21 protein-coding genes are annotated in these 26,994 nt (G+C 62.7%); 11 read left to right on the top strand and 10 right to left on the bottom strand.

Annotated features, from left to right (window positions below):
- The first annotated feature begins 2 nt into the window (after positions 1–2).
- Genes LB554_RS12600 through LB554_RS12590 form a run of 3 tightly spaced genes read left to right on the top strand, consistent with a single transcriptional unit; the run spans position 3 to position 2,846 of the window.
- Positions 3–926: a carbohydrate ABC transporter permease gene (locus tag LB554_RS12600; protein WP_224584828.1), complete on the top strand. Its 924-nt coding sequence runs from the start codon at positions 3–5 to the stop codon at positions 924–926.
- Positions 926–1,774, top strand: coding sequence for a carbohydrate ABC transporter permease (locus LB554_RS12595; RefSeq protein WP_224584826.1), 849 nt, complete (start codon positions 926–928; stop codon positions 1,772–1,774). The genes LB554_RS12600 and LB554_RS12595 overlap by 1 nt, the downstream gene beginning before the upstream one ends.
- A gap of 4 nt (positions 1,775–1,778) precedes the next feature.
- Complete coding sequence (locus tag LB554_RS12590) at positions 1,779–2,846, top strand: ABC transporter ATP-binding protein (RefSeq protein WP_224584825.1); 1,068 nt, start codon at positions 1,779–1,781, stop codon at positions 2,844–2,846.
- Positions 2,847–3,053: 207 nt separating this feature from the next.
- Here LB554_RS12590 and rpmG read toward each other — a convergent pair whose 3' ends face one another.
- The 8 genes from rpmG to LB554_RS12550 form a co-directional block, all read right to left on the bottom strand.
- On the bottom strand, positions 3,054–3,221 hold the full coding sequence (rpmG, locus tag LB554_RS12585) for a 50S ribosomal protein L33 (RefSeq protein ID WP_006201775.1): 168 nt from the start codon (positions 3,219–3,221) through the stop codon (positions 3,054–3,056).
- 154 nt (positions 3,222–3,375) lie between these two features.
- Positions 3,376–3,834, bottom strand: a complete 459-nt coding sequence (locus LB554_RS12580; protein WP_140723513.1) for a hypothetical protein — start codon at positions 3,832–3,834, stop codon at positions 3,376–3,378.
- Positions 3,835–3,947: 113 nt separating this feature from the next.
- Complete coding sequence (locus LB554_RS12575; protein ID WP_140616205.1) at positions 3,948–5,126, bottom strand: MFS transporter; 1,179 nt, start codon at positions 5,124–5,126, stop codon at positions 3,948–3,950.
- 77 nt (positions 5,127–5,203) lie between these two features.
- The gene (locus LB554_RS12570; protein ID WP_140616207.1) at positions 5,204–5,944 is read right to left on the bottom strand and encodes an NUDIX hydrolase; all 741 of its coding nucleotides are present in this window, start codon (positions 5,942–5,944) and stop codon (positions 5,204–5,206) included.
- A gap of 73 nt (positions 5,945–6,017) precedes the next feature.
- Entirely contained in the window at positions 6,018–6,452 is a 435-nt protein-coding gene (locus LB554_RS12565; RefSeq protein WP_015317634.1) for a DUF983 domain-containing protein, read from the bottom strand.
- The gene (gene rnr / locus LB554_RS12560) at positions 6,452–8,758 is read right to left on the bottom strand and encodes a ribonuclease R (RefSeq protein ID WP_224584824.1); all 2,307 of its coding nucleotides are present in this window, start codon (positions 8,756–8,758) and stop codon (positions 6,452–6,454) included. Before rnr ends, LB554_RS12565 begins: the two co-directional genes overlap by 1 nt.
- A 6-nt stretch (positions 8,759–8,764) precedes the next feature.
- A complete protein-coding gene (gene topA, locus LB554_RS12555; protein ID WP_224584823.1) occupies positions 8,765–11,386 on the bottom strand; it encodes a type I DNA topoisomerase in 2,622 nt (873 codons plus the stop codon).
- A gap of 344 nt (positions 11,387–11,730) precedes the next feature.
- Positions 11,731–12,108 carry a hypothetical protein gene (locus LB554_RS12550; RefSeq protein ID WP_224584822.1) on the bottom strand — a complete coding sequence of 126 codons (378 nt, stop codon included), beginning with the start codon at positions 12,106–12,108 and terminating at the stop codon, positions 11,731–11,733.
- Between the two features lie 167 nt (positions 12,109–12,275).
- Here LB554_RS12550 and LB554_RS12545 point away from each other — a divergent pair, with 167 nt between their 5' ends.
- On the top strand, positions 12,276–13,022 hold the full coding sequence (locus LB554_RS12545; protein WP_015317638.1) for a cytochrome c biogenesis CcdA family protein: 747 nt from the start codon (positions 12,276–12,278) through the stop codon (positions 13,020–13,022).
- A 74-nt stretch (positions 13,023–13,096) separates the two neighbouring features.
- Here the strand turns inward: LB554_RS12545 and LB554_RS12540 are convergent, their stop codons facing one another.
- On the bottom strand, positions 13,097–14,431 hold the full coding sequence (locus tag LB554_RS12540) for an ATP-dependent nuclease (RefSeq protein WP_224584821.1): 1,335 nt from the start codon (positions 14,429–14,431) through the stop codon (positions 13,097–13,099).
- A gap of 206 nt (positions 14,432–14,637) precedes the next feature.
- Between LB554_RS12540 and glmU the strand changes: the two genes are divergently transcribed.
- From glmU to LB554_RS12525, 3 genes are all read left to right on the top strand, one after another.
- Positions 14,638–16,014: a bifunctional UDP-N-acetylglucosamine diphosphorylase/glucosamine-1-phosphate N-acetyltransferase GlmU gene (gene glmU, locus LB554_RS12535; RefSeq protein ID WP_224584820.1), complete on the top strand. Its 1,377-nt coding sequence runs from the start codon at positions 14,638–14,640 to the stop codon at positions 16,012–16,014.
- A gap of 200 nt (positions 16,015–16,214) precedes the next feature.
- Positions 16,215–18,038: a glutamine--fructose-6-phosphate transaminase (isomerizing) gene (glmS, locus tag LB554_RS12530; protein WP_140664309.1), complete on the top strand. Its 1,824-nt coding sequence runs from the start codon at positions 16,215–16,217 to the stop codon at positions 18,036–18,038.
- A 92-nt stretch (positions 18,039–18,130) separates the two neighbouring features.
- Positions 18,131–18,883, top strand: a complete 753-nt coding sequence (locus tag LB554_RS12525) for a DUF502 domain-containing protein (protein ID WP_031240956.1) — start codon at positions 18,131–18,133, stop codon at positions 18,881–18,883.
- On the opposite strand, the gene recG is transcribed toward LB554_RS12525, so the two are convergent.
- Positions 18,835–20,943, bottom strand: a complete 2,109-nt coding sequence (gene recG, locus LB554_RS12520; protein WP_224584819.1) for an ATP-dependent DNA helicase RecG — start codon at positions 20,941–20,943, stop codon at positions 18,835–18,837. The genes LB554_RS12525 and recG overlap by 49 nt on opposite strands.
- Positions 20,944–21,035: 92 nt before the next feature.
- Here recG and LB554_RS12515 point away from each other — a divergent pair, with 92 nt between their 5' ends.
- The 4 genes from LB554_RS12515 (at position 21,036) to LB554_RS12500 (ending at position 26,951) form a co-directional block, all read left to right on the top strand.
- Entirely contained in the window at positions 21,036–21,323 is a 288-nt protein-coding gene (locus LB554_RS12515) for a succinate dehydrogenase assembly factor 2 (protein WP_224584817.1), read from the top strand.
- A 71-nt stretch (positions 21,324–21,394) separates the two neighbouring features.
- On the top strand, positions 21,395–24,892 hold the full coding sequence (gene mfd, locus LB554_RS12510; protein ID WP_224584815.1) for a transcription-repair coupling factor: 3,498 nt from the start codon (positions 21,395–21,397) through the stop codon (positions 24,890–24,892).
- Between the two features lie 158 nt (positions 24,893–25,050).
- Positions 25,051–26,424 (top strand): class II 3-deoxy-7-phosphoheptulonate synthase, encoded by a 1,374-nt coding sequence (locus LB554_RS12505; protein ID WP_140616228.1) that lies wholly within the window; start codon positions 25,051–25,053, stop codon positions 26,422–26,424.
- Positions 26,425–26,474: 50 nt separating this feature from the next.
- On the top strand, positions 26,475–26,951 hold the full coding sequence (locus LB554_RS12500) for a hypothetical protein (protein ID WP_224584813.1): 477 nt from the start codon (positions 26,475–26,477) through the stop codon (positions 26,949–26,951).
- The last annotated feature ends 43 nt before the right edge of the window (positions 26,952–26,994 follow it).

Raw genomic sequence — 26,994 nt, 5'->3', positions numbered from 1 at the left:
AAATGACCTATGCCGTATCCGAAATTCGGTCCGCAGCGGCGCCGCGAAAAAAGCGGCTCTCCTACGCGACGATCGAGCCTTGGCTCTACCTCAGCCCGGCGATCATCCTGCTGGTCGTGGTGCTGCTCGTGCCGCTGGTCATCGGCATCAGCTATTCCTTCCGCAAATTTTCGGCCTTCAAGTCCGAGTATGTCGGGTTCGGCCAGTATCAGGCGATGCTGTCGGACCAGGTGCTGGGCCAGGCGCTGATCAACACGTTGTGGTGGACGGCGGCCAGCCTGTTCTTCCAGTTCTTCCTCGGCCTTGGCCTGGCGCTGCTGCTCGACAAGCCTTTCCCAGGCCGCAAGGCGGTGCAGGCACTGGTCTTCCTGCCCTGGGCGGTGCCGTCTTTCCTGTCGGGCCTGACCTGGGCCTGGCTGTTCAACCCGATCGTCGGTCCGCTGCCGCACTGGCTCTTCGCCTTGGGGCTGAAGGCCGAACCGACCAACGTCCTGTCCGATCCCTCCACCGCCATGTGGGGGCCGATCATCGCCAATGTCTGGTTCGGCATTCCGTTTTTCGCCATAACGCTGCTGGCGGCGCTGAAGTCTATACCCTCGGAACTGCATGAAGCGGCGGCGATCGACGGCGCTTCGCCGTGGCAACGTTTCACCAAGGTGACGCTGCCTTTCCTGGCCCCGACCATCGCCATCACGGTGATGTTGCGCACCATCTGGATCGCCACTTTCGCCGACCTGATCTTCGTCATGACCGAGGGCGGACCGGCCGGCTCGACCAACACGGTGCCGGTCTACATCTATGTCAGCGCCTTCAAGTCGCTGGACAAGGGCTATGCCTCGGCCGTGGCCGTGCTGCTGCTGGTCCTGCTCATCGCCTACGCGATCGTGCTCATCGCCATCCGCCGCTCGCTTGTGAGGCACGTCTGATGATTGCCGGACGCTCAGCATCACAGCGCTTCTTCGGTGGCATCGGCCTCTACGCCGCGATCGCCGCCTACGTCGTCTTCGCTCTGTTCCCGATTTACTGGACGCTGAAGATCTCGGTCACGCCGGAGCGGCTGCTCTATTCCGAAGGCATCACCTTCTGGCCGTCGCACATGACGTTGCAGAATTTCGTGACCGTGCTCGAAGCCACCGATTTCCCGCGCTATTTCCTCAACAGCGTCATCGTCTCGGTGTCGACGTCGGCACTGGTCACGGTCATCGCCACGCTCGCCGGCTACGCCATGTCCCGCTTCACCTTTCGCGGCAAGGCTGCACTGGCTCTCATGTTGCTGCTGACCCAGACCTTTCCGCTGGTGATGGTCATTCCGCCTATCTACCGCGTGATGGGGCAGATCGGCCTGATCAACAGCCTGACCGGGCTGATCATCATCTACACCGCCTTCAACACCGCCTTTGCCACCTTCCTGATGCAGTCCTTCTTCGACGGCATCCCCAAGGACCTGGAGGAGGCGGCGATGATCGACGGCTGCACGCGCGCGCAGGCGATGCGCAAGGTGATCGTGCCGCTGACGCTGCCCGGCATGGGCGCGACGCTGGGCTTCGTCTTTACCGCCGCCTGGAGCGAGCTGCTGTTCGCGCTGATGCTGATTTCCAGCGACGACCAGAAAACCTTCGCCGTCGGCCTGCTCACCTTCATCGGCAAGTTCGCCGTCGACTGGGGACAGATGATGGCGGCGTCGATCCTGGCGCTGATCCCGGTCTGCATCTTCTTCGCTTTCCTGCAACGCTATCTCGTCACCGGCCTGACCGCCGGCGCCGTCAAAGGATAGACCGATGGCCTCTGTCACGCTCGAAAAGGTCCGCAAGGATTATGGCGCCGTGCGCGTCCTGCACGCGGTCGATCTCGAAATCGCCGATGGCGAGTTCGTCGTGCTGGTCGGTCCGTCCGGCTGCGGCAAGTCCACGCTGTTGCGCATGATCGCCGGGCTCGAGGAAGCCTCGGGCGGCGAGATCCGCATCGGCGAACGGCTGGTCAACGATGTTGCACCCAAGGACCGCGATATCGCCATGGTGTTCCAGTCCTATGCGCTCTATCCGCATATGGACGTCTCGAAGAACATGGGCTTCAGCCTGATGCTGCGAAAGGCCGAGAAGCCGGCGATCGACGCGCGCGTCGATGGTGCCGCCAAGCGGCTGGGGCTCGATGCGTTCCTGCAACGCCTGCCCAGGCAATTGTCCGGCGGCCAGCGCCAGCGTGTTGCCATGGGCCGTGCCATCGTGCGCGATCCCAAGGTCTTTCTTTTCGACGAGCCGCTGTCGAACCTCGATGCCAAGCTGCGCGTTCATATGCGCGCCGAGATCAAGGCGCTGCACCAGCAGTTGAAGACCACTTCGGTCTACGTCACCCACGACCAGATCGAGGCGATGACCATGGCCGACCGCATCGTCGTCATGCATGACGGGCTGATCCAGCAGGTGGGGGCGCCGCTCGATCTCTATGACCGGCCGGCCAATATGTTCGTCGCCGGCTTCATTGGCTCGCCTGGAATGAATTTCCTGCCGGCCACGGTGGAGAAGTGCGGCAAGGTGGACGCCGTGTTGTCCGATGGCCAGAAGCTTCGGCTGCCGGACGGCCTGCCGCTCAGGGACGGTGACGTCATCACCGTCGGCCTGCGGCCCGAGCATATCCGGCTGGCTGACGACGGCACGCTGCAAGGCGAAGTGGGAGTGGTGGAGCCGCTCGGCCTGTCGACGCAGTTCTACGTCAAGCTGGCCGGCCAGCAGCTTTGCGTCTTTGCGATGGGGCGCGCGGCCGTGAAGCCCGGCGACATGGTGCGCATGTCGGCCGATCCGGCATTGCTGCATTTGTTCGACGAGAAGAGCGGCGACCGCATCGGCTAGAGCATGATGCCGAAAAGTGTGAAGCGGTTTTCGGACGACATCATACTCTATCTCTTTGATTTAGAGACGGATTTAGATTTCAGGTCGACTCGACCTGAAATCATCCGGCTCTAAGGCGCTCAGCCGGGCTGACGGACTTCGCCCGCCCGGCCAAACGAAAAACGCCGCCCGATGGGCGGCGTTTGGCATTCCAGAGGAAAAACCAGATTACTTGATCTTGGTTTCCTTGAATTCGACGTGCTTCTTGGCGACCGGGTCGTACTTGCGGAACGACAGCTTGTCGGTCTTGGTACGGCTGTTCTTGCTGGTGACGTAGAAGAAACCGGTGTCGGCGGTCGACAGAAGCTTGATCTTGATGTTTGCGGCTTTGGCCATGATCTCAGTCCGTTATGTTCGTGGGGTTTTGGCCGCTGGAGCACGGGAAAACACCCGGACGCGGGAAACTTGGCGCGACACATAAAGAACGTGCCTGGAAAGTCAAGCCCGGCTGGCCTGATGTGGCCCGCCCAAGCTGCCCAGAACGCATAAATCAGGCGGTTTCCGCCTCGGATACCGCAACCTTCTTCCAGTCTCCGGTCGTGTTCCACCAGCGATTCGGATTGGCACGGTCGTCCAGCCCCTTGGAGCGGCTGGCAAGGATCGGCTGGATGCGGATCACCGGTTCCTGATAGGAATGTGCCTGGAAGATCGCTTCGACGACGCGGGCCGCCAGCGTCTGGTCGTCGGGCAGTTCGAACGAAACCTCGACCGTGCCCGGGCGGCGGCGCAATTCGGTCTCGGCGCCGGCCGCGGCCCCTTCAAGCGGCCTGTAGCGCTCGATGCCGTGTGCCGACTGATACGCGTTGCGGTCATATTTGCCCATGGCGAGCGGTGCGATCGCGACAACCGCGTCCATGATGCGGTCAACATCGGCAGCTGGAGCCTGGAAGGTTACAAGCAGCAGAAGCGTCATTCGCAGTGATGTGGTCTCAAAGCCGCTGTCGATCATGGCAGTGTCCTCAACTTCGGGTATCAGGGACACTCTTTTAACCGGACGCTCCTGACACGGTTCTGTCAGCATCCGCCGCGGCGCGGCGGATAAGGGCACTCGACGGCACAGCGTTACAGCAGGAGCTTGCGCACGAGCCTGAAGCAGACCAGGGCGATGTAGGCGCCGAAGAACAGGCCGAGTGACCAGCCGAATCCGGAAGGCCCGAAACTGTCCATTCCGATGCCGATCGCCTGCGGGCCAAGAACCATGCCGACGCCGTAGCAGAGCACGAAGGCGGCGTTGGCGGAGGCCAGTTCGTGGCCGGAGAGCTGCGAGCCGAGATGGGCGAGGCCGATCGTGTACATGGCGGCGACGACACCGCCCCAGACGAAGAGTAGCGCGGCCATCAAATGCCAGTTCGCGGCAAAGAACGGCATGAATATCGTGCCGACGAGGCCGACCGTGGCGCAGGCGAGCAAGAGATAACGCCGGTCGGAGACGCGGTCGCTGATCATGCCGATCGGAATCTGCAACAGCACATTGCCGAGGCCGATCATGGTCAGCAGCAGCGCCGCGTCGGCCTCGGAATAACCGATGCGGTTGCCGTAGACCGGGAACAGCGCGAAGCCGCCTGTCTCAACCGCGCCGAACACGAGCACGGCGAAAGTCGCGGTCGGCACCAGCCAGATATAACGCAGGAAGTGGCTGGTTTCGCTGTCGGCCACGATGGTCGGGCTTTCGTTGCGCGCAGCGAGCACCGGTATGGCAGCCAGCGTCACCAGGGCAATGATGACGCCGAACGGCCTGAAGCCGGAGCTGCCGAGATGGGCGAACAGCCACGGCCCGGCGGCAAAGCCGAGCGACAGGACGGTGGCATAGATGCCAAGCACAAGGCCGCGCCGGTGTGGCGGCGCCGACGTGCTGATCCAGAATTCCGACAGGATGAACAGCACGGTCAGCGCGATGTGCAGAACGACGCGCAGCGGAAACCACATCCAGAAATCGGGCGCGAAATGGAAACCGACAAAGGCGAGCGCGCCGGTGGCAATCATGGCGATCATGGTCCAGGCCACGCCGAAGCGCATGGCGAGCGGCGTGGCCAGCGGCGCCCCGGCGATCGAGGCCAGGCCGGCGACAGCCGTGTTCAGGCCGATCATCGAGGCCGAATGACCGCGTGTTTCCAGGATGACGCTGAGCAAGGGCATGCCGAGGCCAATGGCGATGCCGACGACGCTGATCGACGAAATCGCCGCCACCATCGGCAGCCAGTGTACGCGTTCGTCGCCCTGTGGTTGGGTATCGACCGTCATGGGATGCTGAATACTCTGTCTTTTTGATCTTGCGCAATTCCCGTGGGAAAACCGCGGCACAGTGTTCCTGGAATTGCTTAGAGAAGTTCACGGGTGAAGTGGTTGCGGACAAGCCGGTAGAAAGGGACAGGTCCGCCCGGACGCAGCAGCGGATCGTCGGCGAGCCGCTTTTCCAGCTCGTCCAGGATCATTCGAGTGATGTCGGGTATGTCGGCCTGCTTGGCCTTGGCGAGCGGCAGCCAGACCAGTTCCTCCAATTCATTGGTCGGGCCGCCATCGGGCAGTTCGACGGCGACATCGCCACGCCAGGCGCTGAAGAAGCGGGTATCGAAGCGGCGTACCCGGTTCGGCGGCGTGATGGCGCGCGCGACGAAGCGCAATGCTTCCAGCGACGGTGCCACGCCATGTTCGACGAAACCCTGCCAATCGCGCCTGGTCGTGGCAAAGGCGCCTTTGCGGCCGATCAGCAGGCCGGCTTCCTCGTAGGTCTCGCGGACCGCCGACAAGGCAATGGCGCGGGCGCGGGCGCGGCTGGTGCGGCCGGGGCCGGCCGTCAGCTTGGCTTCTTCGTGCTGGTCAAGTGCCGTCGCTGTCGGTATGCGGCTGTCGGCAGGGTCGGTTCGGCCGCCGGGGAACACGAACTTGCCTGGCATGAAAGCGTGTGCGGCGTGGCGGCGCCCCATCAACACCAGGACGTCGTCGCCCTTGCGGTCGAGCAGGATGAGCGTCGCGGCGTCACGCGGACGCAGGCGCCCGCCGCCATGCGTGGCAAGACCCTTGTCGAGCTTGTCGGCATCCGCCTTGGTCAATGCTTCCATGCGCAGGGACCTAGCGGAAACTTCTTGCATGCGAAAGTGGCCTTACCGATTGGCGTGTTGCGCCAGCGGCGCCTTAGGCGCCGTGGTGGGACTCCGTCCCATCCTTTTGGCCACCGAACCCGTGCATATAGAACGCCCATTGCAGTCCGATGACGGCACCCTTGACCGGTTGCAGCAGCGCGATGGAGAGCAGGATGGTCAAGGGCACCCATATTGCAATGTGCTGCCAGGTGGAGAGCGTCGAGGTCGCTTCCACGCCCATGAAGGCACCGAGAACGATATGGCCGACGATGACGATGACCAGGTAGGCCGGCAGATCGTCGGCGCGATGGTGATGGATCTCCTCGCCGCAGACGCTGCAGGTTTCGACAGTCTTGGTGAAGCCGCGGAACAGCTTGCCTTCGCCACAGTTCGGGCAGCGGCCCAAGAAGCCCCGCTTCATCGCCGTCCACAAGGGGCGGGCAACCCGGCCAGAGTGATGTTCGCCACCAAAAACCTGTTGTTCCATCATCGTCTCCTGCCGCGCGACCCCGGTCGCGATTGCGACGCACGGGCGCGGCCCTTAGCCTTGTGAAACGACCTGCTGGAGCCTGGCAGGGGCTTTGGGTCGGTCAACATCTCGAAGCGCATCGCGCCGGCCATTGGCGCCACCTCGACGAGCCGGACCTCGACGCGGTCCGCGAGCTGGTAGCCTTTGCCCGAGCGTTCTCCGAACAGGGAGCGGGCCGTTTCATCGTATATATAGTAATCGCCGCCCAAAGTTGACACCGGGATGAAACCATCGGCGCCATATTGCGGCAATTGGACAAAAAGTCCTGATTTGGTGACGCCGGAGATGCGGGCGTCGAAGCGGTCGTCGATGCGCTCGGCGAGGTAGGCCGAGATCAGCCGGTCGACCGTGTCGCGCTCGGCAGCCATCGCGCGCCGCTCGGTGCCGGAGATCAGCACCGCAACATCTTCGAGGCGGGCCTCCTCATCCTGCGTCAGCCCGCCGGGGCCGAGACCGAGCGCGGCAATAAGTCCGCGATGCACGATCAGGTCGGCGTAGCGGCGGATCGGCGAGGTGAAATGAGCGTAACGGCTGAGGTTGAGCCCGAAATGGCCGATGTTCTTGGGTGAATATTCGGCCTGGCTCTGCGAGCGCAGCACCACTTCGTTGACCAGCGCCTCATTGTCGGCGCCGCGCACACGCTCAAGAATGCCGTTGAACTGGCTGGGCCGCATCTGGGCGCCGCGCGCCAATGACAGGCTAAGCGTCTGCAGGAATTCGCGCAGCGATTCCTGCTTGGCCAGCGACGGCGCGTCATGGACACGATAGACCAGCGCCTGCTTCTTGCCTTCCAGCGTTTCGGCCGCGGCGACATTGGCCTGGATCATGAACTCTTCGATCAGCTTGTGGGCGTCGAGCCGCTCCGGCACGATGACGCGGTCGACCGTGCCATCCGGCTTGAGCAGGATCTTGCGCTCCGGCAGGTCGAGTTCCAGCGGCTGGCGGCCGTCGCGGCCGCGCTTGAGGATCGCATAGGCCTCCCACAGCGGCCTCAGCACAGTGTCGAGGATCGGGCCGGTCTTGTCGTCTGGTACACCGTCGATCGCGGCCTGGGCCTGGCTATAGGCCAGCTTGGCCGCCGACTTCATCATGACACGGTGGAAGGAGTGCCTGATCTTTCTGCCCTCGGCGGAGAAGGTCATGCGCACCGCGAGTGCCGGGCGATCCTGACCCTCGCGCAGCGAACAGAGATCGTTGGAGATGCGCTCGGGCAGCATCGGCACGACGCGATCTGGGAAATAAACCGAATTGCCGCGCTTCAGCGCTTCGCGGTCGAGCGCCGTGCCATGGCGGACATAGGCCGCGACATCCGCGATGGCGACCGTCGCGATGACGCCGCCGGGGTTCTTCTCGTCGAGATCAGGGGTGGCGAAGACCGCGTCGTCATGGTCCTTGGCGTCGGCCGGATCGATGGTAACCAGCGGCAGGTCGCGCCAGTCCTCGCGATGGTCAAGCGTCGCGGGCTTCACCGCCTCGGATTCGGCAATGACGTCGGCCGGGAAAATGTGGGGAATGTCGTGCGCGTGGATGGCGATCATCGAAACCGCCTTTTCGCTGGTCAGCGAACCCAGCACATTCAGCACCTTGGCGCGGGGCAACCCAAAGCGGGAGGCTCGCGCTGGCTCGACTTCGACAAGATCGCCGTTTTTGGCGCCGTTCTGGAATTCCTTGTCGACGATCAGCTCGGGCTGGCGCCGTTCCACCGGCTCGATGCGGAAGCTGCCGTCCTGAAGCACGCGAAAGACGCCGAGGACAGCGTCCGTGCGCTTCTCGAAGATCTTGATCACCCGGCCGGTATAGGCAGGCCCTGACGGATCGTCGGTCGGGAAGGTTTTGGCCAGCACGCGGTCGCCGATGCCTGGCGCGGGACCGTTGCCGCTGCGCGAAACGCGGATCGAGACCACGGGAGGCTCGCCCGGACCGAATGCCTCGGCCGGGTGCGCCAGCAAGATGCCATCGCCGTCGCGGCCAAAGATGTCAAGCACGGCGACATGGGGTAGGGCGCCGACCCGGGCTAACCGCTTGCGCTCCTTGGTCAGAACGCCTTCGTCCTGCAGGTCGCGCAGGAGATCCTTCAGCCAGATGCGGTCGTCGCCGCGCAGCGCGAACGCCTTGGCGATGTCGCGCTTTCCGGCGCGATCTGGGTTTTCGGCGATATAGCGCAGGATTTCGTCGCGCGAGGGCCGATAATGGTCCTTGACCTTGGCCCGGGTGTCGGCGGTGCGGGGATCGCCGTGACTTCTTCCGGTGATCCTGCGCGCCACGCCGTTCTAACCTTTTTTCTTCGCGGCCGGCTTCTTGGCCGCTGTTTTCTTGGCGGCGGGGGCTTTGGTTGCCGCCGCCTTGCGGAACGGCTTCTTGCCACCGCCGCCCTTAGCTTCCTTTTCGGCGATCAGCGCCAGCGCATCCTCGATCGTCACCGATTGCGGATCCTTGCCCTTGGGCAGCGTGGCGTTGACCTTGCCGAAATTGACGTAGGGGCCGTACTTGCCGTCGCGCACGACGATCTTGCCGCCGCCATCCGGATGGTCGCCAAGCTCCTTCAGAGCCGCAGCCGTGCCACCATTGCGGCCACCCTTGCCCTTGGACTGCTTCTCGGCAATCACCGTGACGGCACGGTTGAGGCCAATGGAAAACACATCCTCGATGCTGTCGAGATTGGCGTAGGTGCCATCGTGCAGCACGAACGGCCCGTAACGGCCGAGGCCGGCCGAGATCATCTTGCCGGATTCGGGATGTTTGCCCACGTCGCGCGGCAGCCCCAGCAAGGCGAGCGCCTTCTCATGGTCGATGGAATCAGGCGTCCAGCCCTTGGGCAGGCTCGAACGCTTTGCCTCCTTGCCGTCGCCGCGCTGGATGTAGGGGCCGAAGCGGCCCGAGCGCAGCGTGATTTCCTCGGCCGTATAAGGATCCTTGCCCAGCACCTTGGTGCCGTCCTCGCCGCCGCCATTCTCGCCATTGGGATTGGCGGCGTCGCCGAGCTGGCGGGTGAAGGAGCATTCGGGATAATTCGAGCAGCCGACGAAAGCGCCGAACTTGCCGAGCTTCAGCGACAGATTACCGGTGCCGCATTTCGGGCAGATGCGCGGGTTGGAACCGTCCTCGCGGGCGGGAAAAACCAGCGGCGCCAGTTCCTCGTTCAGCGCATCGAGCACATCGGTGACGCGCAGCTCCTTGATGTCGGCGACGGCGCCCGAAAAATCCTTCCAGAAATCACGCAGCACGTCCTTCCAGGCGAGCTTTCCGTCGGAGATCTCGTCGAGCTTTTCTTCCAGCGATGCCGTGAAGTCATACTCTACATAGCGCTCGAAGAAGCTTTCCAGGAAGGCCGACAGCAGGCGGCCCTTGGCCTGCGGCACCAGCCGGCGCTTGTCGATGGTGACGTAGTCTCGGTCCTCGAGCGTCTTCAGGATCGCGGTGTAGGTCGAGGGGCGGCCGATGCCGAGTTCTTCCAGCTTCTTGATCAGCGACGCCTCGGAGTAGCGCGGCGGCGGCTCGGTCGTGTGCTGGGTGGCATTGATCGCGCGGCGGGCAAGCTGCTCGCCGGAGCGGATCTCCGGCAGACGGCGGTTTTCCTCGTCTTCGGCGTCGTCGTCCTTCTGATCGGTGTAGGCGGCGATAAAGCCGTCGAAGCGAACGACCGAACCGACAGCGCGAAGTTCAGCGGTGCGGGCGCCATTCAGCGCCTCGATCTCGATAGTGGTGCGCTCGATCTCGGCCGACTGCATCTGGCTGGCGATGGCGCGCTTCCAGATCAGTTCGTAAAGCCGCATCTGGTCGGAATCGAGATATTGCCTGACCGATGCGGGGGTGCGCATGAAATCCGTCGGCCGGATGGCCTCGTGCGCTTCCTGCGCGTTCTTGGCCTTGGCGGTGTATTGGCGCGGCTTCTCCGGCAGGTACTTCGGGCCGAATTCCTTGGCGATGGCATCGCGCGCGGCGTCGATCGCCTCGGGGGCCATCTGCACGCCGTCGGTTCGCATATAGGTGATCAGGCCGGTGGTTTCGCCGCCGATCTCCATGCCCTCATAGAGCCGCTGGGCCACCTGCATGGTGCGCGTGGCCGAGAAGCCGAGGCCCGATGAGGCGGCCTGCTGCAATGTCGAGGTGGTGAAGGGCGGACCGGGGTTGCGCTTGGTTGGCTTGGCTTCGACGGACAGCGCCTTGAAGGTGGCGCCTTCGAGCATCGCCTTGATGTCGTCGGCCTGTGCCTTGTTGGCAATGTCGAGCTTTTGCAGCTTCTTGCGCTCGAAGGCGGTGAGGCGGGCTTCGAAGGTCTCGTTGCGCGGTGTGCCGAGGAGAGCTGATATCTGCCAATATTCCTCGCGGATGAAGCGCTCGATCTCGGATTCGCGGTCGCAGACCAGGCGCAGCGCCACCGACTGGACGCGGCCGGCGGAGCGGGCGCCCGGCAATTTGCGCCACAGGACAGGCGACAGGGTGAAGCCGACGAGATAGTCGAGCGCGCGGCGGGCCAGATAAGCGTCGACCAGCGGCGCATCGATCTGGCGCGGATTGGCCATCGCCTCCAGCACCGACGATTTGGTGATGGCGTTGAAGACGACGCGGCTGACCGGCTTGTCCTTCAGCGCGCGCTTCTGCTTGAGCACTTCCAGAACGTGCCAGGAGATGGCTTCACCTTCGCGATCCGGGTCGGTGGCGAGGATCAGGCCGTCGGCGTCCTTGACTGCCTTGGCGATGTCGGCGAGCCGCTTGCCGGAGGCGGTGTCGACCGCCCAGGACATGGCAAAATCTTCATCCGGGCGCACCGAGCCATCCTTGGCCGGCAAATCGCGGACATGGCCGAACGAGGCCAGAACCTTGTAGTTCCTGCCCAGATATTTGTTGATTGTTTTTGCCTTGGCCGGCGATTCGACGACGACGACGTCCATGAGGTCTCATATCAGCTGTGATGCGGCAGAAGAATTCCGCTGCGCGCGACGAAATCTCGGTTCTGTTCGTCGCTCACATGGCCGCGCTTTTGCATCCGGTCAAGGGCAAGCGCCCAAATTGCGGGGCCGCTGACAGCAATACACTCTTAGAGTGTATGGAGAACATCACATATTTTAGAATGAGTGGGCGCAAGCCTCGGAAGATTGGGAGAGGTTCAATTTGTTGCTGGTCCAATCGGCCTGGAATGGGTCAAGTCGAGTCCGTGACGGCCCGGTCGCCGGACTTGGAGGGATGCCCGGCGGCCGGTGAGAAGTCCCGTTTGGCGGAACTCCCGATGGGGAAATCAGTCCGCCTTGACAACGTGCCAGACGCCGGCGACGCCATCACCGGTCACGTCGCCGGCCTTCTTGTCCTTGATGAAGGTGTAAACCGGCTTGCCGTCATAGGCCCACATCTTGGTGCCGTCGGTACGGTCGACGACGCTCCATTCATCGTCCGCCTTGGCGCCGGCCTTGGCCTTCAGCGGCGGCCAGTTGGTGGCGCACTTGTCGTAGCAGTTGGTCTTGCCCTTCTCGTCCTTGTCATAGGTGTAGAGCGTCATGCCATTGGCGTCGGTGTAGATCTTGGTGCCATTGACCTCGGCTTCCTTCCACGCTTCGGCGGCAAAGGATGCGGCGGTGCTGAGCAGGAGCGCGGCCAGCGCCGCAGTTATCGCTTTCATGGAAATCTCCGTGGCTGATATTCGAAGGCGCGCGGGAAATCGCGGCCTCGTCGTGTCAACGCCCTGCGCGGATGCTTTCTTCCCCGCCCGCGATGACTTGCCACGATGGTGATTGGCGGACGAACCGGCGTGCCGCTATATCGGACGCCAAAGGTTGGAGTTTTGGAATGGCATTGGATATCGGCTATGTCAGCGCGGTCGGGGCGGGGGCCATCTCGTTCCTTTCGCCATGCGTGCTGCCGCTGGTGCCGCCTTATCTCTGTTACATGGCCGGCGTCTCCGTCGACGATTTCCGCGGCAATGCAGGTGCGACGGCACGCGAGGGCGCGCGCGGCGCGCTGCTCTATTCCTCGATCGCCTTCGTGCTCGGTTTTTCCACCGTGTTCGTCGCGCTAGGCGCCGGCGCGTCGACCATCGGCCGGCTGCTGCGCGTCTGGCAGGAGCCGCTGGCGATGGGCGCCGGCGTGCTGATCATCCTGATGGGCCTGAACTTTTTGGGCATCCTGCGCATCCCGCTTCTGTCACGCGAGGCGCGCTTCCAGTCGCAGGGCAAGCCGGCCAGCGCCGTCGCCGCCTATGTCATGGGCCTTGCCTTCGCCTTCGGCTGGACGCCCTGCATCGGCCCGGTGCTGGGGCCGATCCTGACGCTGGCCGGTGGCCGCGAGACGGTCGGCGAGGGGGCTCTTCTGCTCGCCGCCTATTCGCTCGGCCTCGGTATCCCGTTCCTGATTGCCGCGCTGTTCTCCGGCGCTTTCATGCGCTTCCTCGGCAAATTCCGCGTCCATCTCGGCCGCGTCGAAAAGGCGATCGGCGCGCTGCTGGTGGTCGCTGGCGTGTTTTTCCTCACCGGTGGCGTGCAGACGGTGTCGTACTGGCTGCTGGAGAATTTTCCGGTGCTGGGGCGGCTGGGATAGGGTTTAGAATTTGATCCTAAAGTCAGGCTGGCGGATATCGACGAATACCTAGTTCGTTTGCTCACCTTTGCAGCTCAGTGGTCCGGGACAATAGCGTTTCTAAGCGGACCTAGTAGCTTGATCTGAACTTCCCTAGGAAACTCTGTGCTTGAGGTGATGTGAGCAGACAAGGCCTGCGCAAGTTCCATTTTGGTCTTGGTAACACCGTGAGCCGACACGCGATCTCCCACGATGATCAGTTCGCTCGTACTGTGAACCGTCGCTCCAAAGATCGAGCCTAGAAGCGCCGGTGGGTACACGTACTCAATTCCGTTGCCGTCCCACTTCACCACGTTCTGCACAGGAATGCCAAGCCTCTCCACCAATCGCTGCAGCCCCGACTGCATGACCGCGTCTGCAACAACGAAAGTGCGACGGCGGTATGGCCCCGTCTGCAGATCACCCAACGCACTAGACCAAGAATTCAACCTAGCTGCGATATCTCCGCCGCTACTTTCTACCACTATCTTGTGATTTGGAAGCAACATACAAAGTACTCTTTGTATATAAATTTTATCTGTCTCACCTTCTACGAATATTATTGCATCTGGCAAATAGAGATTTCCTAGGTCGTTACCTAGCATTCTAAAGTGAATGTCTATTAGTTCTTGTTTGTCTAGGCACTGCCTAGCTTGAATATTGTTGCCATTTCTACTGACAATGAAGTTGTTTGATGGCGTTCCCTTATCAAGAAAACTATGTGAATGCGTCGTTATCAAGAATCGGGGATTATGGGGGAACAGCTCGTCGTCGCGTTCGCGTGCAACGATCAGAGGGGCGAGTTTTGTTTGCAATACGGGTGATAGCCCCAGCTCGGGCTCATCTAAAGCGACGGTTTGGAAGCGTTCGTCCATCAAGGCTGCGAGCACGCCGAGGAAAAGGCGTGTGCCGCTTGAGGTAACGCTAAGGCTATCGCCATCGATGTTGACGTAGCGATTGCTGAACTCGTTGTTCTCAAACTCTGATCTAACGGAAATTTCAACCCCGAACAGCTCTTGGAAAACTTCAAATAGCTTTTGGCGACGCTCGTTCGTTAAGCGTGTCAATGCTCGGTTTGTGTCATAGAAGCTGCTCTCGAAATTAGAGTACTGGGATTGTCGCTGATTGAACATATTTTGACGAAAATTGCTTAATTCGTTCTCGTCATGGTTAAAAAGAGACATGAAATGAAATGAGTAAAACCGATTCGGGCCTAGATAAAGGACTCGCTCGTTCTCGGCCATTTTCTTTAGGTAGGCCGATTTTCCGGAATTGTTGTAGCCTGTGAGTACTGTAACTTTTCGTTCCTTCTGAATCTCCAATAGTTGCTCTAGGGATGGATTGAACTGCAAGTCGTCAAAAAATCGTGACACTGACCCCCCCTTTGCCATGGCTGCGTCCGCGACCACGCCTGCAAGCCCTACACGAAACCTGTCCTCGATTTTGTGGAGACACATTTCTCGGAGGTCAAAGTCAAGCCATCTTATCAGCAATCATCAGCTCTCCGCCATCTCACCGGAATTTAACCGCATTGGTGCAGCATCGCGCCAGATGCTATTTGTCTACGATTCCTCTTCCCTTTCATACGGTTGATGCCATGAGCCATAGATCCTGTCTGTCCGTCATCCTCGCCGCCGGCGAAGGCACGCGCATGAAGAGCGCGCAGCCGAAGGTGCTGCATCAGATCGCCGGGTTGCCGATGGTGGCCCATGTGGTCAAGGCGGCCGAAGCCGCGGGTGCGAGCGGGCTGGCGCTGGTGATTGGCCATGGCGCCGACGAGATGCGCAAGGCGGCGGCGAAGTTTGCACCGAAGGCGGAAACCTTCGAGCAGGAAAAGCGCTTGGGTACGGCGCATGCCGTTATCGCTGCCCGCGCAGCAATATCGAAGGGTTATGACGACGTCCTCGTGATGTTTGGCGACACGCCACTGATCGATGCGGATGCGCTCACGGTGGCGCGGCGGAGATTGGCGGAAGGTGCTGCCGTCGTGGTGATCGGATTCCGCCCACCCAATCCGGCCGGCTATGGCCGGTTGATCGAAGAGGATGGCAAGCTCACAGCTATCCGCGAAGAAAAAGACTGCTCCGAAGAGGAGAAGAAAATCGGCTTCTGCAATGCCGGCATGATGGCGGTGGCCGGCGCGCACGCGCTGAAACTGCTCGACGCGGTCGGCAACGAGAATGCCAAGGGCGAGTATTATCTGACCGATATCGTCGAGATCGCCAGTGCACAAAATCTCGATGTCGTTGCCACCGAAGCCAGCTTCGAAAGCGCGCTCGGCATCAACAATCGTGCCGAACTGGCGCAAGCCGAAGCCATCTGGCAACAGCGCCGGCGCCATGACGCGATGCTGTCGGGCGTGACTCTGATCGCCCCGGAAACCGTGTTTTTCTCGCACGACACCGAAATCGGCGCCGACACCATCGTCGAACCCAACGTCTGGTTTGGTCCGGGCGTGAGGATCGCCAGCGGCGCCAAAATCCATGCCTTCAGCCACATCGAGGGCGCCACCATCGCTTCCAATTGCGATGTCGGGCCGTTCGCCCGGCTGCGGCCAGGCGCCGATCTCAGGAACAAGGCCAAGGTCGGCAATTTCTGCGAGGTCAAGCAAGCCGTTATCGAGGACGGCGCCAAGGTCAACCATTTGACCTATATTGGCGACGCGCGTGTCGGCGCGGGCGCCAATATCGGAGCGGGCACCATCACCTGCAACTACGACGGCTACTCAAAGTTCTTCACGGACATCGGCGAGGGTGCCTTCATCGGCTCCAATTCCTCGCTCGTGGCCCCGGTCACCATCGGCAATGGCGGCTATATCGCCTCGGGCAGCGTCATCACCGAAAGCGTGCCCGACGATGCGCTGGCCTTTGGCCGGGCCCGCCAGAAGACGATCCCCGGCAAGGGCAAGGAATTGCGCGAACGCTTTGCTTCCGCGGCGGCCGCGAAGAAGAAAGCGGCTGGCGCCGACCACTAGCGATTGGTCGACGGTCTGCTTTCTCGCCGAAGCAATCGAAAAACCGAACGATTGCCGTAACCGGATTGCAAGAGCGGGCTGTCATGGTGCATGCCTGCTGAAGCGTCCGTTACAGCGGACGAAATGCAATGTGACTTTCGCGGCAGGCCGGCCACGCCTAAATATCGCTGGTTTTCCGTGGGCAATCGGGGACTGTCTGCATGTGCGGTATCGTTGGAATCGTCGGCCACTCGCAGGTTGCGCCGCTCATCGTCGACGCACTGAAGCGGCTCGAATATCGCGGCTATGACTCCGCCGGCGTCGCCACCATTGAGAAGGGCGAGCTGGGCCGCCGCCGTGCCGAGGGCAAGCTGGTCAACCTCGAACGCCGGCTCAAGGATGAGCCGCTCGACGGCAGGATCGGTATCGGCCATACGCGCTGGGCAACCCACGGCGTGCCCAACGAGACCAATGCGCACCCGCATTTTTCGGACGGCGTCGCCATCGTCCACAACGGCATCATCGAGAATTTCGCCGAACTGCGCGAGGAGCTGATCCGCGACGGCTATTCCTTCTCGTCGCAGACCGACACCGAGGTCGTGGCACACCTGGTGGCGCGCGAACTCGCCAGGGGGCTCAAGCCGGTCGAGGCCGCGCATCAGGCGCTGAAGCGGCTGGAAGGCGCCTTTGCGCTAGCCATCATGTTCAAGGGTGACGAGGACCTGATCGTCGGCGCGCGCAATGGCCCGCCTTTGGCCGTTGGCCATGGCGACGGCGAGATGTTTTTGGGGTCCGACGCCATCGCGCTCGCTCCGTTCACCAATTCGATCACCTATCTCGAGGACGGCGACTGGGCGGTGGTGCGCCGCGACGGCGTCGCCATCTTCGACATCGACGGCAAAAAGGTCGACCGCAAGCGCCAGCAGTCGCTCTCGACCAGCTTCATGGTGGACAAGGGCAACCGCCGCCATTTCATGGAGAAGGAGATCCATGAGCAGCCCGAGGTGATCTCGCACACGCTGGCTCATTATGTGGATTTCGTCTCCGGCGTCTCCAAGCCGCTTGATCTGCCATTCGACTTCGCCAAGATCGGCCGGCTGGCGATCTCCGCCTGTGGCACCGCCTATCTCGCCGGCCTGATCGGCAAATACTGGTTCGAGCGCTATGCGCGGCTCCCGGTCGATATCGATGTCGCGTCGGAATTCCGTTACCGCGAGATGCCGTTGTCGGCCAACGACGCCGCCTTCTTCATCTCGCAATCGGGCGAGACCGCCGATACACTGGCCTCGTTGCGCTATTGCCGCAAGGCCGGGATGAAGATCGGCGCCGTCGTCAACGTGCGGGAATCGACCATGGCGCGCGAATCCGACGTCGTGCTGCCGACGCTGGCCGGGCCAGAGATTGGCGTCGCTTCGACCAAGGCTTTCACATGCCAGTTGTCCGTGCTCGCGTCGCTTGCCGTGCGCGCAGGCGTGGCGCGCGGAGCGATCTCGAAGGAGCAAGAGAAAACGCTGGTGCGAGCGCTTTCGGAAGCGCCGCGCTACGCCAACCAGGTGCTGAAGCTCGAAGAGCAGATTGAACGTATCGCGCGGGAACTGTCGCGTTACAAGGACGTGCTCTATCTCGGACGGGACACCAATTTCCCGCTCGCCATGGAAGGCGCACTGAAGCTCAAGGAGATTTCCTACATCCACGCCGAAGGCTATGCCGCCGGAGAGCTGAAGCATGGGCCGATCGCGCTGATCGACGAGAACATGCCGGTGATCGTGATCGCGCCGCACGACCGCATCTTCGAAAAGACCGTGTCCAACATGCAGGAAGTGGCGGCGCGTGGCGGCAAGATCATCCTGATCACCGACGCCAAGGGCGCGGCACAGGTGAGCCTGAAGACGATGGAGACGATCGTGCTTCCGGATGTGCCGGAAATCATTTCGCCGATCATCTATGCGCTGCCGATCCAGATGCTCGCCTACTTCGCCGCCGTGTTCATGGGCACCGACGTCGACCAGCCGCGCAATCTGGCGAAGTCGGTGACGGTGGAATAGGCGCTCGTAAACAGGCGCCTTTAAAAACTTCGCAGTTCCAAAGCGCCTTCCGGTTCACTAATGTCGCGTCGCAATAGCGCCTCCGGTGAACCATGTCAGACGCTCCCAAGACTTCCGGCATGACACGGCTGAGGAACTATTTCCTCACGGGCTTCATCGTCTGCGCGCCGCTGGCGATCACCGCCTATATCGCCTGGTCGTTCATCGGCTGGGTCGATTCCTGGGTGAAACCGTATATTCCGGCGCGCTACAGCCCCGACACCTATCTGCCTTTCCCGGTTCCGGGGTTCGGGCTCATCGTTGCGCTCATCCTGATCACACTGATCGGTTTTCTCACCGCCAACATTGTCGGCCGCGCCATAGTCGGCTTTGGCGAGCGCTTGCTTGGCCGCATGCCGCTGGTGCGCGGCATATACGGCTCGCTGAAGCAGATTTTCGAGACCGTGCTGTCGAACAAGGGCGACATGTTCCGCCAGGTTGGGCTGGTCGAATATCCACGCAAGGGCGTGTGGTCGCTGGTGTTCGTCGCCAGCGAAAAGGAAACCGAGATCAACCAGAAGCTCGACCAGGAAGGTGATCCGCTGATTGCCGTGTTCATGCCGTGCACGCCGAACCCGACGACCGGTTTCCTGATGTATGTGCTGAAGTCGGACATCGTGCCGCTCGACATGACGATCGAGGACGGCGCCAAGCTGATCGTATCAGCCGGGTTGGTGGCTCCCGAGGTGAAGACGAAACTGGTGACGCTGAACGGCGAGCCGATCAATGGAACCCTGGCCAATCCGCCGCTAGGGCCTCATCCGGCGCGCAGGAGCCGCACGGCCTCGTCGCGGCCGAACAAGTAGAGCAGGAGCCGCAGCGCCTCGCCGCGGTCCGATTGCAGTTCTGGGTCGCGCGACAGGATCAGCCTGGCGTCGTCACGGGCGGCCTCCAGTAGGTCGGCATGCACCTCGATGCGCGCCACCTGGAAACCCGGCGTGCCGGACTGGCGGGTGCCCAGCAGTTCGCCTTCGCCGCGCAATTTCAGGTCCTCCTCGGCGATCAGGAAACCGTCCTCGGTCTCGCGCATCACCGACAGCCGGCTTTTTGCGGTCTCGCCAAGCGGATCCTTGTACAGCAGCACGCAGGACGAGGGCTTGTCGCCGCGTCCGACCCGGCCGCGCAGCTGGTGCAACTGAGCGAGGCCGAAGCGTTCGGCATGCTCGATGACCATGATCGTGGCGTCAGGAACGTCGACGCCGACCTCGATCACCGTGGTGGCGATCAGGATGCGCGTCTCGCCTTGCTTGAAGGCGCGCATCGCCTCGTCCTTCTCGACACCCTTCATGCGGCCGTGGACAAGGCCGATGCGATCGCCGAACAGCGGCTTCAGCGAGGCAAAGCGATCCTCGGCCGACATCAGTTTTATTTCTTCGGATTCCTCGACCAGCGGGCAAATCCAGTAGATCTTCTGGCCATCCGCGACGGCATCGAGCATGCGGCCGACCAGCTCGTCGAGCCGCTCCAGCGGCAGCGTGACGGTGCGGATCGGCTGGCGGCCGGCGGGCTTTTCCGTCAGCTTCGACACGTCCATGTCGCCGAAGGCGGTCAGCACCAGCGTGCGCGGGATGGGGGTCGCGGTCATGACCAGCATGTCGGGGGCGTCGCCCTTGGCGGTGATGGCAAGCCGCTGGTGGACGCCGAAGCGATGCTGCTCATCGATAACGGCCAGGACCAAGTCGTGGAAGCTGACCGTTTCCTGAAACAGCGCATGGGTGCCGACGACGATGTCGATCTCGCCGCTGGCAAGACCCGCCAGCGTTTCGGCTCGCTCGCGACCCTTTTCACGGCCGGTCAGGATGGCGATGCGCAAGCCGACCTTGGCGGCAAGCGGGGTGATCGTCGCCAGATGCTGGCGCGCGAGGATTTCGGTCGGCGCCATCAGCGCCGCCTGGCCGCCGGCCTCGACAGCGCGTGCCATGGCAAGCAGCGCCACCACCGTCTTGCCCGAGCCGACATCACCTTGCAGCAGCCGCAGCATGCGCTCCGGATCGGCGAGATCAGCGTTGATTTCGGCGAGCGCGAATTCCTGCGAGGGCGTAAGCGAATAGGGAAGGGCTGTACGCAGCTTCTCGACGATGCGCCCATCGCCGACGAGAGGGCGGCCTGACAGGCGCCGCACCTTTGCCCGCACCAGGGCCAGCGAGACCTGGCCGGCGAGCAATTCATCATAGGCGAGGCGGCGCCATGCAGCCCCTTCGACCGCGACATCGATCGGATCAGCGGGATAATGGATGCGGGTCAGCGCGTCGCCGAAGGACGCAAAGCTCTGGCGGCGCATGAAGGCATCATCCTGCCATTCCGGCAGCTCCGGCAGGCGGCCGAGCGCCTGGCCGATCGCCCGGCGCAGCACCTTGCCCGAGAGGCCGGCGGTCAGCGGATAGACCGGTTCGACCAGCGGCAGGTTTTCCGCTTCGCTGGCGAGCGCGATATGGTCGGGGTGGACCATGGTTGGGCGGCCGTTGAACCATTCCATCCGGCCTGACACCACGACATGCTCGCCCACAGGCATTGCCTTTTCGAGATAGGCGGCATGGGCATGGAAGAAGGTCAGGCCGATTTCGCCCGTGTCGTCATGGGCGTATACCCGGTAGGGCACCGACCTGTTGCCGCGCGGTGGCGGCTGGTGACGGTCTATGCGCAGCTCAAGCGTGACGATGGCGCCTTCGGCCGCGAGTGCGATGCCCGGCCGGTTTCGGCGGTCGATGACGGTGTGCGGCAGCACGAACAGGAGGTCGCCGGCGCGTGCGGCGCGGTCGCCGAGATCGGCGGCAACGACCTTCTCGATCAGCGCGCCAACCTTCGGCCCGACGCCGGCAAGCGAGGTGATCGGGACAAACAGGGGATCGAGGATGGAAGGACGCATGATGTCAGCTTATGTCGCGACGGCCGCAGCGCAAGGCTGACAGCGCCCACTATCCACGCTATATGCGCCGCTTGAAGCGAGGATGCGGCACAATGACCGGACCGAAACGATCAAGCGAGGGTCTGGACGCCCATCGCCGCAAGCTGTTGTTCCGTTCCTGGCATCGCGGCATGCGCGAGATGGATCTCATTCTCGGCACCTTCGCCGATGCCGAGATCGGCACCTTGACCGCCGAGGAAATCGACCAATATGAGAGGCTCCTCGATATTGTCGACACGGAATTCCTGCCGCTGGTCACGGGCGAACGCCCGGTGCCGGCGGAGATCGACTGTGCCGTCCTGCAAAAAATCCTGGCGTCCCGCCGGACCATGACTTTCTGAACACAAGCAATTCCAGGAAAAGTGCGCAGCGGTTTTCCCATGGGAATTGCGACAAACAAGACCGTGATTTGATGGCTCTCATTCCCACCATTGGCTTGCCGAAGGGCCGCGCCGGCCAGTTCATCGTCGACGGTGTCGCCGACGGCTACGAGGCTTTCGCACTGGTGCAGACGGCGCTCGAGATCGCGCCCGACAAGCCGGTGCTGTTCGTGGCCCGCGACGGCCAGCGCCTGCCTTCGATCATCGAGGCGCTGTCCTTCGTCGCGCCGGGCCTGCCTGTGCTGGAACTGCCTGCCTGGGACTGCCTGCCATACGACCGTGTCTCGCCCGGTTCGGATGCCGCCGCCAAGCGCCTCGATGCGCTGACCGCCATGATCGCACTGGCGAAGAAGCCGCACCGTGCCGTCATTCTCACCACCGCAAATGCGCTGCTGCAGCGCATTCCGCCCGCGGAGCTTGTCGAAGCCCAAACCTTCCACGCCAGGCCCGGCAACCAGATCGACATGAATGCGCTGATCGCCCGGCTGGAGACGTCGGGATTCGAGCGGGTGCCGACCGTGCGCGGCATCGGTGAATTCGCGGTGCGCGGCGGCATTCTCGACCTCTTTGCGCCCGGCTGGAGCGAGGCGCTGAGGCTTGATTTCTTCGGCGACACGCTGGAATCGATCCGCGTCTTCGATGCCGCCACGCAGCGCACCATCGGCCAGCGCAAGTCTATGGCGCTTCAGGCGATGAGCGAGGTGGCGCTGACGCCCGAAACCATCAGCCGCTTCCGCCGCTCCTATATCGAGGCTTTCGGCGCGCCCCAGCGTGACGACGGCCTCTATGCGGCGGTCAGCGAGGGCCGGCGCTTCGCGGGCATGGAGCATTGGCTGCCGTTCTTCTACGAGCGGCTGGAGACGGTGTTCGACTATCTGCCCGACGCACCCGTGGTTTTCGACCATCTGGCACATGAGGCGCTGGCCGAGCGCCATACGCTGATCCTCGATCACTACGAGGCGCGCAAAAAGCAGGCTGACGCGGCGCTCAAGGATGCGGTCCCCTACAAGCCGGTGGCGCCGGATCTGCTCTATCTCTCGCCGGAGAATCTGAAGGCTTCGCTTGGCGAGCGCGAAGACATCGACTTTACCGTGTTCGACGCGCCGGACCTGGGGAGCAAGAAAGTCTTCCACGCCGGCTCGCGCCATGGCCGCAGCTTCGTCGAGGAGCGAGCCGATCCGAACGTCAATGTCTTCGATGTGGTCGTCCGGCACATAGCCGACGAGCGCGCGGCGCGCCGCCGGGTCGTCATCGCTGGCTGGACCGAGGGCTCGCTCGACCGCCTTGGCCAGATCCTGGCCGAGCACCATCTCGGCAATCTCAAGCAGGTCGAGACGTTGGCGGAGGCCGAACAGCTCGAGCCGGGACAGGCCGCATTGGCGGTTTTGCCGCTGGAATCCGGTTTTGAGACTGAAAAGCTGGTCGTCGTCGCGGAACAGGACATTCTGGGCGACCGGCTGATCCGCCGTTCGAAGCGCAAGAAGCGCGCGTCCGACTTCATCGCCGAAGCCTCGGCCTTGTCGGCCGGCGATATTGTCGTCCATGCCGACCATGGCATTGGCCGTTTCATCGGTCTGCGCACCATCGAAGCGGTTGGCGCGCCGCATGACTGCCTGGAAATCCACTATGCCGGCGACGACCGGCTGTTCCTGCCGGTGGAAAACATCGAGCTGCTGTCGCGCTACGGCTCCGACACGGCCGAAGCGACGCTGGACAAGCTGGGCGGCGGCGCCTGGCAGTCGCGCAAGGCGAAGCTGAAGCGGCGCCTGCTCGACATGGCCGGACAACTGATCCGCATCGCCGCCGAGCGGCAGATGCGGGCCGCACCGGCCCTGGTGCCGGCCGAAGGCCTCTATGACGAGTTCGCCGCCCGGTTCCCTTACGAGGAAACCGACGACCAGCAGACGGCCATCGACTCGGTACGTGACGATCTCGGCGCGGGCAGGCCGATGGACCGGCTGATCTGCGGCGATGTCGGCTTCGGCAAGACCGAAGTGGCGCTGCGCGCCGCCTTTATCGCGGCGATGGAAGGGTTTCAGGTCGCGGTGGTGGTGCCGACGACACTGTTGTCGCGCCAGCATTTCAAGACATTCTCGCAGCGCTTTTCCGGACTGCCGATCCGTGTCGCACAGGCGTCGCGGCTGGTGGGCTCAAAGGAATTAGCCGAGACCAAGAAGGGCATTGCCGAAGGGCAGGTCGATATCGTTATCGGCACCCATGCGCTGCTGGGCTCCGCGATTTCGTTCAAGAATCTCGGCCTGCTGATCATCGACGAGGAGCAGCATTTTGGCGTCAAGCATAAGGAACGGCTGAAGGACCTGAAGACCGACGTCCATGTTCTGACCCTGTCGGCGACGCCGATCCCGCGCACGCTGCAACTGGCGCTGACGGGCGTGCGCGAACTGTCGCTGATCGCCACGCCACCGGTCGACCGCATGGCGGTGCGCACCTTCATCTCGCCCTTCGACCCGCTGGTCATTCGCGAGACGTTGTTGCGCGAGCGCTACCGAGGCGGCCATTCCTTCTATGTCGTTCCGCGTATCAGCGATCTGGCGGAAATCCATGATTTCCTGAAGGAATCTGTTCCTGAGCTGAAGGTAGCGGTGGCGCATGGGCAGATGCCACCGGGCGAACTCGACGACATCATGAACGCGTTCTACGACGGCCAGTACGATGTGCTTTTGTCGACGACCATCGTCGAATCCGGACTCGACATCCCGACCGCAAACACGCTGATCATCCACCGCGCCGACATGTTCGGCCTGTCGCAGCTCTATCAGTTGCGCGGCCGCGTCGGGCGCTCGAAGGTGCGCGCCTATGCGCTGTTCACCCTGCCGGCCAACCGCAAGCTCACCGACACTGCCGAGCGCCGTCTGAAGGTACTGCAGTCGCTCGACACGCTCGGCGCCGGTTTCCAGCTCGCCAGCCATGACCTGGATATCAGGGGCGCCGGCAACCTGCTGGGGGAGGAACAGTCCGGGCACATCAAGGAGGTCGGTTTCGAGCTCTACCAGCAGATGCTGGAGGAAGCGGTCGCCGAGGTGAAGGATTCCGGCGAGGTGCAGGATGGCGGCTGGTCGCCGCAGATCGCCGTCGGCACGGCAGTGATGATCCCGGAAGGCTACGTGCCGGACCTGCAGCTCAGGCTGGCGCTTTACCGCCGCCTTGGCGATCTCGAAAACACCGAGGAGATCGACGCCTTCGGCGCCGAACTGATCGACCGTTTCGGCCCGTTGCCGGAGGAAGTGAAACATCTCCTCAAGATCGTCTTCATAAAGGCGCTGTGCCGCAAGGCCAATGTCGAGAAGCTCGATGCCGGGCCGAAGGGTATCGTCATCCATTTCCGCAAGCGCGAGTTCTCGAACCCGGTCGGGCTGGTCAAGTATATTGGCGAGCAGGGTTCGCTGGCCAAGATCAGGGCCGACCATAGCGTGGTCTTCATCCGCGACTGGCCGACGGCGGAGAAGCGTCTGGCGGGCTCGGCTGTGGTCATGACGCAACTGGCGCGACTGGTGGAGAAGGCAGCCTGATCTCGCCTTTCTGACCGTCCTGGGCGCGTCAGCCATTCGCCAGCACCGAAATTCCGGTCTAGAATAGGAAATCGGCTTCGTGTATGGAGCCGCCACCCCAGTTTGGGGCGGGAAATGGCGGGCGAGGGTGTCCGCCGGAAAGAGCGTTGGGTGCAGCGATGACGAAATGGTCGCCGAATTCGTGGAGAGCAAAGCCGATCAAGCAAGTTCCCGCCTATCCGGACCTTGCCGCGCTGAAGAATACGGAAGCCCAACTCGCCACCTTCCCGCCGCTGGTCTTTGCCGGCGAAGCGCGCAAGCTGAAGAAGCAGTTGGCGGCGGTTGCCGCCGGCGAAGCCTTCCTGCTCCAGGGTGGTGATTGCGCGGAGAGTTTTGCCGAGCATGGCGCCGACAACATCCGCGACTTCTTCCGCGTCTTCCTGCAGATGTCCGTGGTGCTGACCTTCGCCGGTGCGCAGCCGGTGGTGAAGGTTGGCCGTGTCGCCGGCCAGTTCGCCAAGCCGCGCTCGTCCGACAACGAGACCAAGGGCGAAGTGACGCTGCCGAGCTATCGCGGCGACATCATCAACGGCATCGAGTTCGACCAGAAGTCGCGCATTCCCGATCCCGCCCGCCAGGAAATGGCCTACCGCCAGTCGGCGGCCACGCTCAACCTCCTGCGTGCCTTCGCGCAGGGCGGTTATGCCAGCCTGGAGAATGTGCATCGCTGGATGCTCGGCTTCGTCTCCGACAGCCCGCAGGGCGAGAAATACGAGTCGCTTGCCAACCGCATCACCGAGACGATGGATTTCATGCGCGCGGTCGGCATCACGTCCGAAACCAATTTCGCGCTGCGCGAAACCGACTTCTACACCAGCCACGAGGCTCTGCTGCTCGGCTACGAGGAGGCGCTGACCCGTGTTGATTCCACCTCGGGCGACTGGTACGCCACGTCGGGTCACATGATCTGGATCGGCGACCGCACGCGTCAACCCGACCACGCCCATGTCGAATATTGCCGCGGCATCAAGAACCCGCTCGGCCTGAAATGCGGTCCGTCGCTGACGCCGGACGGTCTGCTGGAACTGATCGACCTGCTGAACCCCGAGAACGAGCCGGGCCGGCTGACGCTGATCGCCCGCTTCGGTTCGGACAAGGTTGCCGACCATCTGCCGAAGCTGGTGCGCGCTGTGCAGAAGGAGGGCCGCAGCGTGGTCTGGTCGTCGGATCCGATGCATGGCAACACGATCGAGGCGGCCGGCTACAAGACACGGCCCTTCGACCGCATCCTGAAGGAGGTGCAGACCTTCTTCGAGGTGCACCGCGCCGAAGGCACGCATCCGGGCGGCATCCATGTTGAGATGACCGGCAAGAACGTCACCGAATGCACCGGTGGCGCCCGTGCCATCACCGCCGAGGAGTTGCAGGACCGCTACCACACCCATTGCGATCCGCGCCTCAATGCCGACCAGGCGATTGAACTGGCCTTCCTGGTCTCGGACCTGTTGAAGAAGAGCCATCCGGTGCAGCACAAGCAAGCGGTCAACGGCTGATCCGCCACGGCCTTGCCAAATTGAAGAGCAGCCGCGCAGCCGGGGGCGCCATGGACCTAGCGACCGTCTTTCAGGTCTATTCCTATGGCCTGCCGGCCCGGCCGGACGATATAGAGCGGCTGTGCCAGATCTATCCGGACATTCCCGCCGGCTATTTTGAGATGGTCAAGGAAATGACCAACTTGGTCCTGCTGTGGAACCGCCACGGCGAATTGCGCCTCTGGGGTCCCGAGCAAGTCGTGGTGATGGACCAGGCCTATGGCGTGTCGGCGGCAATCCCCGGGGCGATGCCCTATGGCGACAATGGCGGCGGCGAATTGCTGGTTCATGGCGTGGGACCCGCGGGGCTGGCCACCTATCTGGTCGACACCGGATCCTTGTTTCTCGACGAAGACGCGCCGCTGGTCGCGCCCGACCTGCAACAATTGCTGCACACCGCACAAGGCGCGGAGCTGATCTTCAAATCGGACCAAATGTCCGAAAAAGACATTGGGCCGCCGCGTTTCGAAGAGGGCCAGTATCGCTGATGACGGGAGCCCGCCGAGAGGTCGGGCTATCAGGAAAGCGCGC

Origin of the sequence: Mesorhizobium sp. CO1-1-11, assembly GCF_020164995.1 — a bacterium.
Lineage (GTDB): Bacteria > Pseudomonadota > Alphaproteobacteria > Rhizobiales > Rhizobiaceae > Mesorhizobium > Mesorhizobium australicum.
The sequence above is the reverse complement of the archived record's forward strand: the minus strand, read 5'-3'. Positions and strand labels throughout refer to the sequence as shown.

What these genes read in the sequence shown, in the direction of transcription:
- LB554_RS12600 (WP_224584828.1), top strand. Translation starts at nt 3, where the DNA reads ATGACCTATGCCGTATCCGAAATTCGGTCCGCAGCGGCGCCGCGAAAA.
- LB554_RS12595 (WP_224584826.1), top strand. Translation starts at nt 926, where the DNA reads ATGATTGCCGGACGCTCAGCATCACAGCGCTTCTTCGGTGGCATCGGC.
- LB554_RS12590 (WP_224584825.1), top strand. Translation starts at nt 1,779, where the DNA reads ATGGCCTCTGTCACGCTCGAAAAGGTCCGCAAGGATTATGGCGCCGTG.
- rpmG (WP_006201775.1), bottom strand. Translation starts at nt 3,221, where the DNA reads ATGGCCAAAGCCGCAAACATCAAGATCAAGCTTCTGTCGACCGCCGAC.
- LB554_RS12580 (WP_140723513.1), bottom strand. Translation starts at nt 3,834, where the DNA reads ATGATCGACAGCGGCTTTGAGACCACATCACTGCGAATGACGCTTCTG.
- LB554_RS12575 (WP_140616205.1), bottom strand. Translation starts at nt 5,126, where the DNA reads ATGACGGTCGATACCCAACCACAGGGCGACGAACGCGTACACTGGCTG.
- LB554_RS12570 (WP_140616207.1), bottom strand. Translation starts at nt 5,944, where the DNA reads ATGGAAGCATTGACCAAGGCGGATGCCGACAAGCTCGACAAGGGTCTT.
- LB554_RS12565 (WP_015317634.1), bottom strand. Translation starts at nt 6,452, where the DNA reads ATGGAACAACAGGTTTTTGGTGGCGAACATCACTCTGGCCGGGTTGCC.
- topA (WP_224584823.1), bottom strand. Translation starts at nt 11,386, where the DNA reads ATGGACGTCGTCGTCGTCGAATCGCCGGCCAAGGCAAAAACAATCAAC.
- LB554_RS12550 (WP_224584822.1), bottom strand. Translation starts at nt 12,108, where the DNA reads ATGAAAGCGATAACTGCGGCGCTGGCCGCGCTCCTGCTCAGCACCGCC.
- LB554_RS12545 (WP_015317638.1), top strand. Translation starts at nt 12,276, where the DNA reads ATGGCATTGGATATCGGCTATGTCAGCGCGGTCGGGGCGGGGGCCATC.
- LB554_RS12540 (WP_224584821.1), bottom strand. Translation starts at nt 14,431, where the DNA reads ATGGCAAAGGGGGGGTCAGTGTCACGATTTTTTGACGACTTGCAGTTC.
- glmU (WP_224584820.1), top strand. Translation starts at nt 14,638, where the DNA reads ATGAGCCATAGATCCTGTCTGTCCGTCATCCTCGCCGCCGGCGAAGGC.
- glmS (WP_140664309.1), top strand. Translation starts at nt 16,215, where the DNA reads ATGTGCGGTATCGTTGGAATCGTCGGCCACTCGCAGGTTGCGCCGCTC.
- LB554_RS12525 (WP_031240956.1), top strand. Translation starts at nt 18,131, where the DNA reads ATGTCAGACGCTCCCAAGACTTCCGGCATGACACGGCTGAGGAACTAT.
- recG (WP_224584819.1), bottom strand. Translation starts at nt 20,943, where the DNA reads ATGCGTCCTTCCATCCTCGATCCCCTGTTTGTCCCGATCACCTCGCTT.
- LB554_RS12515 (WP_224584817.1), top strand. Translation starts at nt 21,036, where the DNA reads ATGACCGGACCGAAACGATCAAGCGAGGGTCTGGACGCCCATCGCCGC.
- mfd (WP_224584815.1), top strand. Translation starts at nt 21,395, where the DNA reads ATGGCTCTCATTCCCACCATTGGCTTGCCGAAGGGCCGCGCCGGCCAG.
- LB554_RS12505 (WP_140616228.1), top strand. Translation starts at nt 25,051, where the DNA reads ATGACGAAATGGTCGCCGAATTCGTGGAGAGCAAAGCCGATCAAGCAA.
- LB554_RS12500 (WP_224584813.1), top strand. Translation starts at nt 26,475, where the DNA reads ATGGACCTAGCGACCGTCTTTCAGGTCTATTCCTATGGCCTGCCGGCC.